Source organism: Streptomyces sp. WG7 (genome assembly GCF_049975785.1).
In the GTDB taxonomy this organism is placed as follows: domain Bacteria; phylum Actinomycetota; class Actinomycetes; order Streptomycetales; family Streptomycetaceae; genus Streptomyces.
The window spans coordinates 65,731-78,564 of the sequence record NZ_JBNGGE010000003.1; the positions used below are offsets into that span (position 1 = coordinate 65,731).

15 protein-coding genes and 1 pseudogene are annotated in these 12,834 nt (G+C 73.4%); 11 read left to right on the forward strand and 5 right to left on the reverse strand.

Annotated elements, in window-relative coordinates:
* The first annotated feature begins 58 nt into the window (after nucleotides 1-58).
* From ACP4J0_RS04850 to ACP4J0_RS04865, 4 genes are all read left to right on the forward strand, one after another.
* Nucleotides 59-1,132, forward strand: coding sequence for a Rieske 2Fe-2S domain-containing protein (locus ACP4J0_RS04850; RefSeq protein ID WP_426597335.1), 1,074 nt, complete (start codon nucleotides 59-61; stop codon nucleotides 1,130-1,132).
* Complete coding sequence (locus ACP4J0_RS04855; protein ID WP_426597336.1) at nucleotides 1,129-1,344, forward strand: hypothetical protein; 216 nt, start codon at nucleotides 1,129-1,131, stop codon at nucleotides 1,342-1,344. The genes ACP4J0_RS04850 and ACP4J0_RS04855 overlap by 4 nt, the downstream gene beginning before the upstream one ends.
* Entirely contained in the window at nucleotides 1,341-2,279 is a 939-nt protein-coding gene (locus ACP4J0_RS04860; RefSeq protein ID WP_426597337.1) for a PDR/VanB family oxidoreductase, read from the forward strand. The genes ACP4J0_RS04855 and ACP4J0_RS04860 overlap by 4 nt, the downstream gene beginning before the upstream one ends.
* A gap of 102 nt (nucleotides 2,280-2,381) precedes the next feature.
* Nucleotides 2,382-2,537: a hypothetical protein gene (locus ACP4J0_RS04865; RefSeq protein ID WP_426597338.1), complete on the forward strand. Its 156-nt coding sequence runs from the start codon at nucleotides 2,382-2,384 to the stop codon at nucleotides 2,535-2,537.
* 12 nt (nucleotides 2,538-2,549) lie between these two features.
* Here the strand turns inward: ACP4J0_RS04865 and ACP4J0_RS04870 are convergent.
* Nucleotides 2,550-2,687: pseudogene (locus ACP4J0_RS04870) on the reverse strand (IclR family transcriptional regulator); the annotation flags it as partial.
* A 268-nt stretch (nucleotides 2,688-2,955) separates the two neighbouring features.
* Between ACP4J0_RS04870 and ACP4J0_RS04875 the strand changes: the two are divergent.
* Genes ACP4J0_RS04875 through ACP4J0_RS04890 form a run of 4 tightly spaced genes read left to right on the forward strand, consistent with a single transcriptional unit; the run spans nucleotide 2,956 to nucleotide 6,294 of the window.
* Nucleotides 2,956-3,924 (forward strand): ABC transporter substrate-binding protein, encoded by a 969-nt coding sequence (locus ACP4J0_RS04875; protein WP_426597339.1) that lies wholly within the window; start codon nucleotides 2,956-2,958, stop codon nucleotides 3,922-3,924.
* Nucleotides 3,921-4,694, forward strand: coding sequence for an ABC transporter permease (locus ACP4J0_RS04880; protein ID WP_426597340.1), 774 nt, complete (start codon nucleotides 3,921-3,923; stop codon nucleotides 4,692-4,694). Before ACP4J0_RS04875 ends, ACP4J0_RS04880 begins: the two co-directional genes overlap by 4 nt.
* Nucleotides 4,691-5,470 (forward strand): ABC transporter permease, encoded by a 780-nt coding sequence (locus ACP4J0_RS04885; RefSeq protein WP_426597341.1) that lies wholly within the window; start codon nucleotides 4,691-4,693, stop codon nucleotides 5,468-5,470. The genes ACP4J0_RS04880 and ACP4J0_RS04885 overlap by 4 nt, the downstream gene beginning before the upstream one ends.
* A gap of 20 nt (nucleotides 5,471-5,490) precedes the next feature.
* Entirely contained in the window at nucleotides 5,491-6,294 is an 804-nt protein-coding gene (locus ACP4J0_RS04890; RefSeq protein ID WP_426597342.1) for an ABC transporter ATP-binding protein, read from the forward strand.
* 171 nt (nucleotides 6,295-6,465) lie between these two features.
* Here ACP4J0_RS04890 and ACP4J0_RS04895 read toward each other — a convergent pair whose 3' ends face one another.
* Complete coding sequence (locus ACP4J0_RS04895) at nucleotides 6,466-7,119, reverse strand: hypothetical protein (RefSeq protein ID WP_426597343.1); 654 nt, start codon at nucleotides 7,117-7,119, stop codon at nucleotides 6,466-6,468.
* Between the two features lie 207 nt (nucleotides 7,120-7,326).
* On the opposite strand from ACP4J0_RS04895, the gene ACP4J0_RS04900 reads away from it, so the two are divergent.
* The 3 genes from ACP4J0_RS04900 (at nucleotide 7,327) to ACP4J0_RS04910 (ending at nucleotide 8,952) form a co-directional block, all read left to right on the forward strand.
* The gene (locus ACP4J0_RS04900; RefSeq protein WP_426597344.1) at nucleotides 7,327-8,007 is read left to right on the forward strand and encodes a helix-turn-helix domain-containing protein; all 681 of its coding nucleotides are present in this window, start codon (nucleotides 7,327-7,329) and stop codon (nucleotides 8,005-8,007) included.
* Nucleotides 8,008-8,039: 32 nt separating this feature from the next.
* On the forward strand, nucleotides 8,040-8,579 hold the full coding sequence (locus tag ACP4J0_RS04905) for a toxin-antitoxin system, toxin component (protein WP_426597524.1): 540 nt from the start codon (nucleotides 8,040-8,042) through the stop codon (nucleotides 8,577-8,579).
* A gap of 136 nt (nucleotides 8,580-8,715) precedes the next feature.
* Nucleotides 8,716-8,952 (forward strand): hypothetical protein, encoded by a 237-nt coding sequence (locus tag ACP4J0_RS04910; RefSeq protein ID WP_426597345.1) that lies wholly within the window; start codon nucleotides 8,716-8,718, stop codon nucleotides 8,950-8,952.
* A 398-nt stretch (nucleotides 8,953-9,350) separates the two neighbouring features.
* Here the strand turns inward: ACP4J0_RS04910 and ACP4J0_RS04915 are convergent, their stop codons facing one another.
* The 3 genes from ACP4J0_RS04915 to ACP4J0_RS04925 form a co-directional block, all read right to left on the reverse strand.
* A complete protein-coding gene (locus ACP4J0_RS04915) occupies nucleotides 9,351-10,031 on the reverse strand; it encodes a 4'-phosphopantetheinyl transferase family protein (protein ID WP_426597346.1) in 681 nt (226 codons plus the stop codon).
* Nucleotides 10,028-10,897: a metallophosphoesterase family protein gene (locus ACP4J0_RS04920; RefSeq protein ID WP_426597347.1), complete on the reverse strand. Its 870-nt coding sequence runs from the start codon at nucleotides 10,895-10,897 to the stop codon at nucleotides 10,028-10,030. The genes ACP4J0_RS04915 and ACP4J0_RS04920 overlap by 4 nt, the downstream gene beginning before the upstream one ends.
* Nucleotides 10,898-11,162: 265 nt before the next feature.
* Nucleotides 11,163-12,500, reverse strand: coding sequence for a 6-phospho-beta-glucosidase (locus ACP4J0_RS04925; protein WP_426597348.1), 1,338 nt, complete (start codon nucleotides 12,498-12,500; stop codon nucleotides 11,163-11,165).
* Nucleotides 12,501-12,834 lie beyond the last annotated feature (334 nt).

Sequence of the window (12,834 nt, forward strand, 5' to 3'; positions counted from 1 at the left end):
CCGCCCGCGACGTCCTCGCCGACGATGCCACCACCCACGACGGACGGGAGCCGCAACCATGCCGCACATGACCGCCTTCGCCAGGAACCAGTGGTACGTCGCCGCCTACAGCCAAGAGGTCGGCCGCGAACCGCTGGGACGCACGGTCCTCGGTGAGCCGCTCGTCCTCTACCGCACCGAGGAGGACGGGACGCCGGTCGTCCTGCACGACCGCTGCGTGCACCGCCGCTACCCGCTGTCCGAGGCGCCGACGCGGCTCGACGGCGACCGGATCGTGTGCGGGTACCACGGGTTCACGTACGACACGACCGGCACCTGCGTGTACGTGCCGGGCCAGAAACGCGTCCCGCGCACCGCCCGCGTCGCCTCCTATCCGGTGGCGGAGCGGGACTCCCTGGTGTGGGTGTGGATCGGCGACCCGGCACTGGCCAACGCCGGGGCCGTGCCGCGGGCCCGGCACCTGGACTCCCCCGGCTGGGTCACGGTCCGGGGCATGGAGCCGATCGACGCCGACTACGGGCTGCTGGTCGACAACCTCCTCGACCTCTCCCACGAGACGTATCTGCACGGCGGTTACATCGGCACGCCCGAGGTCGCCGAGACGCCGATCACCACGGAGGTCGACGAGGGCGCCGGCATCGTCCGGGTGAGCCGGCACATGGACGACGCCGAGTGCCCGCCGTTCTACGCCAGGTCGACCGGCATCAGCGGACGCATCGACCGGTGGCAGGACATCGAGTACCACGCGCCCTGTCTGTACCTGCTGCACAGCCGGGTCGCCCCCACCGGTGCGGTGCCCGAGGCGGACGGCAGCGATCCGAACGGCTTCCACACCGAGATCACGTACGCCATCACACCGTCCGGCGAGGGCAGGGTGTACGACTTCTGGGCGGTCTCGCGGGACTGGGCGACGGACGACGCCGAGGTCACCGAGTTCCTGCGGGAGAACAACCGCACGGTCGTCATGCAGGACGTCGACGCGCTCAACCTGCTCCAGCGCACGCTCGGCTCCGAGCGCACCGGCTACCAGGAGCTGAGCATCAACATCGACACCGGCGGCCTGGCCGCTCGCCGCATCCTCGCCCGGCTGGCCGAGGAGGGCGACAAGCCCGTGGAACGGGCGGCCCGGTGAGCGGGCGCACCGGCGAGGTCTACCGCGTCGACTGGCTGCCGGGCACCGACGTCCTGCACGGCACCTGCCACTGCGGCGCCGAGCACACCGCCGAGGACCCCGTCGCCATGTGGGACTGGATGCTCGCCCACCCACAAGGACACCCGCAAGGACCCCCGCCAGGACCCCCGCAGGGCCTCCCGCAGCGAACGCACCGGGGAGACCGCTCGTGAACCCGTACGAAGCCGAACTCGTCGTCGACCGCCGGGAGACCGCGGCCGACGGCGTGCTCGCCCTCACCCTGCGCCATCCGCTGGGCGAACCGCTGCCCGCCTGGGAGCCCGGCGCCCACATCGACGTCGTCCTCGGCCCGGGCCTGGAACGGCAGTACTCGCTGTGCGGCGACCCGGCCGACCGGCAGGTGTGGCGGATCGCCGTCCTCCGCGAGGCCGAGGGCCGGGGAGGGTCCGCCTACGTGCACGCCGAGTTGAGGCCCGGCGGCAAGGTCCGGGTACGGGGGCCCCGCAACCGCTTCCCGCTGGAGCCGGCCTCCCGGTACCGCTTCGTCGCGGGCGGCATCGGCGTCACCCCGATCCTGCCGATGCTGGCAGCCGCCGAGGCGGCGGGCGCCGAGTGGACCCTGCTGTACGGCGGACGGACCCGGAACTCCATGGCGTTCACCGGGGAGCTGGAGCGGTACGGCGACCGGGTCACGATCGCCCCCGAGGACGAGTCGGGACTGCTGGACCTCGCCTCCGTGCTCGACGACGTCCCCGAGGGCACCCTCGTCTACTGCTGCGGACCCGCGCCGCTGCTGGACGCGGTCGAGGCGCGCTGCCCGGCGGGGGTGCTGCGCCTGGAGCGGTTCCGCCCGAAGGAGGCGGCGGCGAGCGGCCCGGAGGCGGAGTTCGAGGTCGTGCTCGCGCGCAGCGGCCGCACGGTCGCCGTACCACCCGGCGTCTCGGTCCTGGACGCCGTCCGCACGGCCGGCGTCGAGGTGCTCTACTCGTGCACGGAAGGCACCTGCGGCACCTGCGAGACCGACGTCGTCGAGGGCGAACCGGATCACCGGGACTCGGTGCTCACCGACGAGGAGCGGGCCGCGGGGGAGACCATGCTCATCTGCGTGTCCCGCTGCCGTGGCCGGCGGCTCGTCCTGGACCTGTGATCCCGGGGCCGGGATCCTGAGGTCCGCGTCGATCCGGGCGGCGGTGGCGAGGAGGTGCGGCAGCAGGTCCCGGCGCACGGACTCCAGGGAGTTGCGGCCGGCGTGCACCGCGATGTTCACGCCGGCCACCACCTCGCCGTCGCGGCCAGCCCCGCACCGCGCGGCGACGGACCTGAGGCCGAGCTCCAGGACGCGCGGGGTGAGGCGGAAGAGCCGGCCGTCGGTGTGGACGTAGCCGAGGCCGGCCAGGATGAATAGGAAACGGCGGGCCGCGGCGCGGGGCGGCCCGCAGGCGCTGGCGACCTCGCTCAGGGTCGGCGCCGGGTGCTCGGCGCCGGAGACCCGGATGACGGCGGGGCCCCGTTCGAAGGGCCTCACGAAGTGCGGTGCGCGGGCTGCATAGGGCATCTGGCCTCCGGCAAGAGCCTCACGGCAGGACGTACGGTACGAACGACCGTACGCGGTGCGCGCACGCTACGAGTGCGCGTCCCACGCTGTCGACGACTCGCGGTTGAATCCTCAACGGCCCATCTCGGCAGGGGCATTGACCCGGACTCCGCACGGGCCCTACGTTCCCGCTGAACACGTTCCCGCTGAACACGTTCTCGCTGAGCACATCCGTACTGTCTGCGCACAGCCTGTCGGAGTACCTGGTCCGGTCCCACAGGGGGAGTTCATGCGTCGTCTGTTCGTCGGCCTCACGGCCGTCTCCGTCCTGGCCGCCGCGACGGCGTGCGGCTCGTCCGGTTCCGGCGGGCCGGACGGCGCCAGTTCGTCCGGTGGCACCACCACCGTCGAGGTGGGACTCATCCCCATCGTCGATGTCGCACCCCTCTACCTGGGTCGGAAGAAGGGGTTCTTCGAGGAGCGCGGGCTGGAACTGTCCTTCTCCAGCGCGCAGGGCGGCGCGGCGATCGTGCCCGGAGTGGTCAGCGGCCAGTTCGAGTTCGGCTTCAGCAACATGACCTCCCTCATGATCGCCCAGTCCAACGACGTGCCCGTCAAGGCGGTGGCCAACGGCATCGCCTCGACCGGCGTGGTGGGCGAGGACTTCGAGGCGCTCACCGTCAGGGGCGACAGCCCGATCAAGTCGGCGAAGGAGCTGGAGGGCAAGAAGGTCGCCATCAACACCCTGAAGAACATCAACGAGACCGCGGTGCGCGCCTCGGTCGGCGCCGCGGGCGGCGACCCCGACAAGGTGGACTTCGTCGAGCTGGCCTTCGACCAGATGCCGGCCGCGCTCGACGGCGGCCGGATCGACGCGGCGATGGTGGTGGAACCGGCGCTGGCCACGGTCAAGAGCCAGGGCGGCCGGGAGATCGCCTCCCCCATGGTCGACATCGCACCGAAACTGACGGTCGCCATGTACTTCACCTCCACCCGGTACGCGCGGGAGAACCCGGAGGTGGTGAAGAAGTTCCAGGAGGCCACCGCCGAGTCCCTCGCGTACGCCGACGCGCACCCCGACGAGGTCCGCGAGACCGTCACCACGTACACCAAGATCCCGGCGGATGTACTGGCGAAGGTGACCCTGCCGAAGTGGCCGGCCGAGCCGGACCGCTCCTCCCTCACGGCGCTGGCGAAACTCGGTTACGCGGACGGCCTGTTCGAGCGGTTCCCCGACCTGGACGCGCTGCTGCCGTGAAGGGGACGAACGCCGCGCTGGGCGCGGCCGGCCTCGCGGCCTTCCTCGCCCTGGGCGAGGCGGTACCCCGCCTCGGCCTGGTCGAGGAGGAGTACTTCCCGCCGACCAGCCGCATCGCCGGCGCGCTCGCCACGGAGGTGGCGGACGGCGCCTTCTGGGCGGCGCTCGGCGACACCCTCACCGGCTGGGTGCTGGGCCTCGCCCTCGCGGTCGGCGCCGGGATCGTCGTGGGGCTACTCCTCGCGGTGGTGCCGTATCTGCGCGAGGCGACGGCGTCCACGATCGAGTTCCTGCGCCCGATCCCGTCGGTCGCGCTGATCCCCCTGGCGGTGCTGCTGTACGGCACGGAGTTGGGGTCGGTGCTGCTCCTGGTCGTCTACGCCGCCTTCTGGCAGGTACTGATCCAGGTGCTGTACGGCGTCCAGGACGTCGACCCGGTCGCCGAGGAGACGGCGCGGTCGTACGGTCTGGGCACCTGGGCGCGCATCCGGCACGTGCTGTGGCCGACCGCGCTGCCGTACGTCATGACGGGCGTGCGACTGGCGGCGGCCGTCGCGCTGATCCTGGCCATCACCGCCGAACTCGTCATCGGGGCACCGGGGCTGGGCGCGCGGATCGCCGTCGCGCAGACCTCGCAGGCCGTGCCCGAGATGTACGCGCTGATCGTCGTCTCGGGTCTGCTCGGGCTGCTGATCAACGTCGGGGCCCGGTCGGTGGAACGGCGGGCGCTGGCCTGGCACCAGTCGGTGCGCGGGGAGGTGGCGGTGTGAGGCGGGCGCTGCTGCGACTGGTGTTCGTGCTCGCGCTGCCCGTCGCGCTGGTGGCCGTCTGGTGGGCGGCGTCGGCCGGCAGCGAGGACGTGTACTGGCCGCCGCTCGGCACGATCCTGGAGACCTTCCCGGAGGTGTGGACCGGCGAGCGGTGGCGCGCAGACGTGCTGCCCAGCGTGCTCAGGCTCGCGGCCGGCTACGCGCTCGCGGCCGTCGCCGGTGTCGCGCTCGGCACGCTCGTCGGCTCCTACCGGCGGGTGCGTGCGGTGTGCGAGCCGGTGCTGGAGTTCCTGCGGGCGGTGCCACCGCCGGTGCTCGTACCGGTGATCATGCTGTTCGCGGGCATCGGCGACACGATGAAGATCGCCGTCATCGCCGCCGGCTGTGTGTGGCCGGTACTGCTCAACACGGTCGAGGGGGTCCGGGCGGTCGACGCGGTGACGGCCGAGACGGCCCGCTCCTACGGCATCACGGGCGTGGCGTGGCTGCGGCACGTGGTACTGCGCTCGGCGAGCCCGCAGATCTTCGCGGGTCTGCGCCAGGCGCTGTCGGTCGGCATCATCCTGATGGTGATCAGCGAGATGTTCGCCGCCAGCAACGGGCTCGGTTTCACCATCGTGCAGTTCCAGCGCTCCTTCGCCATCCCCGGCATGTGGACCGGCATCCTGCTGCTCGGTCTGCTCGGCTTCGTGCTCTCGGTCCTCTTCCAGCTGGTCGAGCGGCGGGTGCTCGGCTGGTACCACGGCCTGCGCGCCGCCGCCCGGCGGTCCGGGTGAAGCTCCTGAAAGGGCGGTCCATGCTCGACGTACGCGGCCTGAAGAAGGTGTACGAGGGGTCGGGGCGGCGCGTGGAGGCGGTGCGCGACCTGACCTTCACCGTGGCGGCCGGGGAACTGGTCTGTCTGGTCGGCCCGTCGGGCTGCGGCAAGACGACGTTGCTGAAGTGCGTGGGGGGACTGCTCGCCCCGACGGCCGGTGAGGTGTTCCTGGCCGGCCGGAGGGTGGACGGGCCGCCGCCCGGGATGGCGTTCGTCTTCCAGGAGTACGGGCGCAGCCTGTTCCCCTGGATGCGGGTCGGCGAGAACGTCGAACTCCCCCTGCGGCAGAAGGGCCTGAGCAGGCCCCGGCGCCGGGAGCTGGTCGCGGACTCCCTCGCCTCCGTCGGCCTCGCGGACGCCGCCGGGGCCTACCCGTGGCAGCTGTCCGGCGGCATGCAGCAGCGGGTGGCCATCGCGCGGGCCCTGGCGTACGAGCCCGAGGTGCTGCTGATGGACGAGCCGTTCGCGGCGGTCGACGCGCAGACCCGTGCCGACCTGGAGGACCTGGTACGGCGGTTGTGGCGGGAGCGCGGGATCACCGTCCTGTTCGTCACCCACGACATCGACGAGGCCGTCTACCTGGGCGAACGAGTGGTCGTGCTGTCCGCCTCCCCCACCGTCGTGCGAGAGCGGCTCGAGGTCGGGCTGCCGGACGAACGGGACCAGGCGCACACGCGGGCGGACCCGCGCTTCGCCGAGCTGCGCACCCACGTGTACCAGCAGATCCAGGCGGCGAAACGCGAGGCGGGGGTGGCGAAGGCGGACTCGCCTCCCCCGCGCTGACCCATCCGCCGGGCGGCCACGATCACGTCGAGCCCCCCGGCGGGTGGCGTACCTGGGAACCGGGCCGACGGGACCGGGCCGGCGGGGCCGGGCCGGCGGGGCCGGGCCGACGGGGCCGGGCCGACGAGAGCGGGCCGACGAGAGCCGGGCCGACGGCCGTTCGGCGGTGGGTCACTCGGGGGCGGGGACCACTCTCAGGTGGGCGGCGGTGCGGCGCGCGGGGCGGTACGGGGTGCGGCGCCGCTCGCGCAGGACCAGCGTCAGACGGGTGTAGCCCAGCTCCTCCAGCGTCCGGGAGGTTTCGATCACGATCCGGCAGTCGGTGTCGCCCCAGCGCGGGTCGGGGTGGTGCAGTGGCCGTACGGCACCGTCGTGTTCGACGGCCTCCGCGCCGACGGCCCGGATCCAGTGCGGCAGGCCCTGGCGGTAGGCGGCCTCCATGATCGGGTCCTGCGCGATGTCACGCCGGACGGCCTGCAGGCCGGGATCGTGGCCGTACCGCTCCAGGGCGGCGGCGAAGTGCGCCAGCATCGGCAGGCACCAGCTCGACTCGTGCTCCCCGAGGACCGCGGACGCGTCCGGGTGAAAGAGGACGAACCTGAGGAAGTTGTCGCCCGGCATGGCCGTCGGATGCGGTCCGGCCCCCCGGAAGAGTGTCCGGAAGGCACCGTTGCTGAGCACCACGTCCCAGCGGCGGTCGACGACGAGGGACGGAAAAGGAACGCCCTCCAGAAGCGCGGTGTAGTCCTGGAGGTACGCCTGGGCCCCGGAGGTCGCGGGGGCGGGCGGCGGCGCCGGCCGCTGCCCTCCTGCCTGAAATGCCATCGGGAGGTCACCCCTCTTGCCTATGCGGCCTTCTCGCGGCGTCCCGATCCTGGTGCCCCGACAGAGGCGTGTCAACTATCGTGGCATTTCGTGCCTGTTGACGGCTGAAACTGGCCACAGTTGTGGCGAGACCTGGATGTGAGTTCGAGCGGCACGCTACTCTCCCGGAAGTTCACGGCAACCGCTTGTGAGAAGCCTGTGAGGCCTGTGAAAGACGTAGAAGAGCTGTCGGCGGCGGGGGGCTTCGAGGGTCCGCTCGCCGTGCCGACAACCGCGCTGCCCGCCGTCGTCGCCCGCGTCACCGCTCTCGCGGACCGGCTCGGCGTGCCGCACGCCGAGGTCTTCGACGTCGGCCGCCTGTCCGCGGCCTCCGGCGTGCCCGAGCGCGTGCTGGGGGCCCTGCTGGCCGGCCGGCCGGCGGGTGAACCCGATGTGCAGGCCCGGTTCGTGCAGCGCCTGGACCTGCTGCGCCGCACTCGGGTGAAGCCGAACGGCCGCAAATACACCCAGCAGGAGATCGCCGACGGCGCCGGCATGTCCCGGCAGCAGGCGGGCGCCCTCATCAACGGCGACCGGCGGCCCACCATGGAGCACTGCGACGCCATCCAGCGCTTCTTCCGGGTGCACGCCGGGTTCCTCACCGCCGAGGACCCCGAGGCGCTCGCGGGCGCCCTGCAGCACACCGAGCAGGAACTGCTGCAGCAGCTCGCCGACCGGGAGCGGGAGGCGGCAGCCGCCGACGGCGACCCGCTGGAGCGGCTGTTGCAGGACCACGGCGTGCGTGGCATCGCCTGGCGGGCCGCTCAACTGCCCACCGACCAGCACCGCGACAAGGTCGCCGAGTGGCTGGACATGCTCCTGGAGAGCGTCAAGCGGCCCGAGTCGTGAGCCTGGGGAGAGACGTGGGCATCGGTAAGGAGATGCGCCGCCTGTGCGGCGAGTTGGTCGAGGAGCTGACGCTTCCCGCCCCGGCGCGGCCCGTCGAACTGTACGCCGCGCTGTGCGAGGCGATGAGCAGACGGCGGGGCCGGCCGGTACTGTTCCGGATGGCCGCCTTCCCGCCCGGGACGGCCAGCGGCCTGTGGCTCGACATGGCCGACCAGGACCTGGTCGTCGTCGAGGAACGCACCGCGCCCGACCACCAGTTGGTGATCCTGGGGCACGAGCTGTGGCACATGAAGGCCGGGCACCGCGGCCACCACGTCGAGGGCACCGCGGTCGCGGCCCGGCTCCTCGCCGGAGACGGCCCGGACCGGGACGAGGAAGCGCTGCGCGCGACCGTACGCACCGTCGCCGCGCGTTCCCGCTTCGACCTCGCCGACGAGAAGGAGGCAGAGGCCTTCGGACTGCTGCTGGCCAGCAAGTGCCGGACGTGGCTGGCCGGTTCGTCACTGCGCGGGCCGGTGCAGCGGGATCACCTGGCCGGGCGGATCGGGGCGTCGCTGGGCTACCTGGGCTGATGGCTCGATCGGCTCGTGCCGGGCGGCGGGCGGGCGCGGCTCGGGGGAATTGTCAGTGGTGGGCGGCAAGCTGGGTGTGTGCCCCCGCCGTGCGGGGACGCGTGACCGCTGACGTCGTTGTGGGGAGAGCCGACCGATGACCATCGCCGTACTGACCGACCACGAGCGCACCGCCGTTCAGGCCTACCTGCGGCTCCTGCACACCGTGCGGGCCGGATTCGACACCGCGCCGGGACCGGCCGACGCCGCTCGTCCGCCCGTCGTGCCGCCCTCCGTCCTGGCCGAGGCGGAACAGGCGCTGGCGGCCGCGGGGCTGGCGGGGAACGAGGAGGCGTTCTTCCGGCTGGTGCGGAGCTGGGGCCCCCGGGCGTGACGCGGCGCCGCCCCGCGGTTCACGCGCCGCACGGGGGGATGGGCAGAGGGCCCGCGCGCCGGGCGTGAGGCCGGGCAGACGGTCCACCCGCCACGCGCAGGGCCGGGCAGACGGTCCACGCGCCACACGCAGGGCCGGGCAGACGGTCCACGCGCCACACGCAGGGCCGAGCAGACGGTCCACGCGCCGCGCGTGAGGCCGGGCAGGCACTGCTTCGCCCTGCGCCCGCCGGCGTTCCGCCCCCTCGCCCGGACCGGCGGGCGGGCGTGCGCCCGCGGCCGGGCCGGTGGACAAGGCAGCAGGCAGCGGGGCAGGGGGCGGAAGGACGCAAGGCGCGCGCACAGGGAGCTCGGGCCGCGGGGATGCCCGAAGGCACTGGCTCAGGCGCAGGCACAGGCTCAGGTGTGCGGGACCGTGACCGCCGTGGCGACCAGGCCCTGCCGGGCGGTCCAACGGCCGTCGAAGTGGGTCAGGCGCCGGCCCCCCACGGTCGGTCCCGGCACCAGGAGGGCGGCACGCAGGGAGCCGCGGCGCGGGTCGACGGGGTCCACGGAGATCTCGATGTCGGCCTCCGTGAAGTCCAGCCACTGCCCCGTGAGGGGGAACCACGCCTTGTAGACCGACTCCTTGGCGCTGAACAGCAGCCGGTCCCAGTGGATACCGGGACGCTCCTCGGCCAGCCGTCGCAGCCGCTCCACCTCGGCCGGCAGCGACACGCTGGGCAGGACACCGTCCGGCAGCGGCCCGTCCGGTTCCGCGTCGATGCCGAGGGAGGCGAGGTCGGCGACACGGACCAGGGCGGCGGCGCAGTAGCCGTCGCAGTGGGTCATGCTGCCGGTCAGGCCGTGCGGCCAGCGCGGCGCCCCGCGTTCGCCGGTCAGCACGGGCTGCGGGGGCACGCCGAGTTTCTCCATGGCCCGGCGGGCGCAGGACCGGACGACGGTGAACTCCCGGCGGCGCTTGGCGACCGCCCGCGCCACGAGCGCCTCCTCCTCGGGGTAGAGCGGCAGGTGTCCGGTGTCGTCGTGGCCGTGGGCCTCCACGGTGACGACCGTGTCCGGCAGCAGTTCCTCGATCACCGGGCCACCTCCTCACGCGACGCCGACGGCAGGATGCGGCGCAGCCGTCCCGGTGGCCCCGTCCGCTTGCGCCATTCGCGGGGGTAGCCCACCGACACCTCCTCGAAGCGGACGCCCTCGTGCCAGGTGGTCCGCGGGATGTGCAGATGCCCGTAGACCATGGTGTCGACCCGGAACCTGCGGTGCCAGTCGGCGGTCAGGCGGGTGCCGCACCACATGGCGAACTCGGGGTGCCACAGGACGTCCGTGGGATGCCGGTCCAGCGGGTAGTGGTTGACGAGCACCGTCGGCAGTTCGGCGGGGATCTCGGCGAGTCTGCGCTCGGTCTCGGTGACCCGCGCCCGGCACCATGCCTCGCGGCTGGGGTGCGGGTCGGGGTGCAGCAGGAACTCGTCGCTGCACACGACGCCGGTGCCGTGGGCGTACTCCAGCCCCTCGGCCTTGGTCGCGCATCCGGCTGGCAGGAACGAGTAGTCGTAGAGCAGGAACAGCGGTGCGACGGCCACCGGGCCGCCGACTCCGTCCCATACGGGGTACGGGTCCTCGGGTGTCGTCACGCCCAGTTCGCGGCACATCTCGACGAGGTACTCGTAGCGGGCGACCCCGCGGAGGGTGACGGAGTCGCTCGGGTGGGTCCACAGTTCGTGGTTGCCGGGGGCCCAGACGACCCGGCGGAAGCGACCGGCGAGGGTGCCGAGGGCCCAGCGGATGTCGGCGACCGTCTCCGCCACGTCTCCGGCCACCAGGAGCCAGTCGTCGTCGGAGCCGGGACGCATCTCCTCGACCAGGGCACGGTTCTCCGCGTAGCCGATGTGCAAGTCGCTGATGGCCCACAACTGGCCCGGGCCACCGACCGTCGACGTCATCCCCCACCCCTTCCAGACACGCGTTCGACGCCACGAGATCACATCCCGCCCTCCGGTCACAAGGGCGACTCGCCCCGCCGGACCGGACCACCCGACCGCCCTGCGGCGGCGCCGGCGCTGCCGTGCCGCTCAGGGCACGGCGCAGGCCCGGCACAGGCTCGGCGCACGTCGCCGGGCGATGCCCGCGCGGGTCCCCGACGCGGCCCGTGCGGGGGCCGCCGTCCCCAACCGCGACCGGCCGCCGGCCGCACCCTTGCCGCCGGCCCTACCGCAGGTACCCCAGGCCGGCATGGACCGCCGTGTAGCCGTCGACCAGGCGGTGGGCGACGTTGACCGAGTCGACGAGGGGGTGCAGGGCGAAGGCGCGTACCGCCGCCGTACGGGAGCCGGAATCGGCCGCCGCCAGGACCTCGCGCTCGACCGCCTTGACCGCGCAGACCAGGCCGGTGGCGTGCCCCGGCAGCGGGTCCACGGCCACCGGACGGGCGCCGTTCGCGTCGACCAGGCACGGCACCTCGATCACGGCGTCGGGGTCGAGGACCGACAGCGTGCCGCGGTTGCGGACGTTGAGGATCAGGGTGGTGCGCTCGTCGCGGGCGACGGCCCGCATCAGCGCCAGGGCCACCTTCTCGTAGCCGCCGGACAGGTCGTCGGCCTCGCGCTCGCCCGCGCCCGCCGTCTCCCGGTTCTCGGCCATGTAGGTGGCCTCGCGTTCGGCGCGGGTGCGGTCCCAGGTGGCCAGCGCGGGGGCGTCGGGGCGGCGCATCTCGTCGTAGAAGCGGGCCTGCTGGTCGCGCAGGAAGGCGCCGCGGGTCCGGTCCGCCTCCTGGTAGGCGCGGACGGTCTCCCGGTTGAAGTAGTAGTAGTGCAGGTATTCGTTGGGGATCGCGCCCAGGGAGCGCAGCCATTCGGGGCCGAAGAGCCGGCCCTCCTCGAAGGAGCCGAGCAGCGCCGGGTCGCCGAGCAGCCGCGGGAGTTCGTCGCGGCCGGCGACGCGCAGGCCGCGGACCCAGCCGAGGTGGTTGAGGCCGACGTAGTCGATGAAGGCCCGGGCCGGGTCGGCGCCCAGCACGCGGGCGATGCGGCGGCCGAGGCCGACCGGGGAGTCGCAGATGCCGATGACCCGGTCGCCGAGGCGCCGGGACATGGCCTCGGTGACCAGACCGGCGGGGTTGGTGAAGTTGATGACCCAGGCGTCCGGGGCCAGCCGGGCCACGCGCCGTGCGATGTCGACGGCGACCGGAACGGTCCGCAGTCCGTACGCGATGCCGCCCGCGCCGACCGTCTCCTGCCCGAGAACGCCCTCGGCGAGCGCCACCCGTTCGTCGTCGGCCCTGCCTTCCAGGCCGCCGACGCGGATCGCGGAGAACACGAAGTCGGCGCCGCGCAGCGCCTCGTCCAGGTCGGTGGTGGCGGTCACCTCGGGAGCGTCCGGCATCCCGGCGGCCTGCTCGGCCAGCACCCGGGTCACCGCCGACAGCCGGGCCGCGTCCAGGTCGTGCAGCACGACATGCGTCACGCGTCCCTCGGCACGGTCGCCGAGGAGCGCCCCGTACACGAGCGGCACCCGGAACCCGCCGCCGCCCAGAATCGTCAGCCTCACGCCCACGCCCTTCCGTCGCCCGGCCAGTCTTCCGTCCGCGCCGATCATGGCACGCCCGGCCCCGCCGACACCGGCCCCGAGTCCGGCCCCGCGGCTGACGCCGACGCCGACGCCGGGCGAACGGGCGAACGGGCGGCGCTTCCCGAACGCCTTCGCTTCGCGGTGGGCAGCACGGGCGGCCGGCAGTCGTGGCGCACCGTCCCGGCGGACATCGGCGCGGTGTACGGGCACGCACGACGTGTACCTGACCTTCACCAGCGGCCGGCCCGCCGCCTTCCTGAACGCGAACCGGTTCGGCTTCGTCCGGCGCCGCACTGGTTCGGCTTCGGCCGCT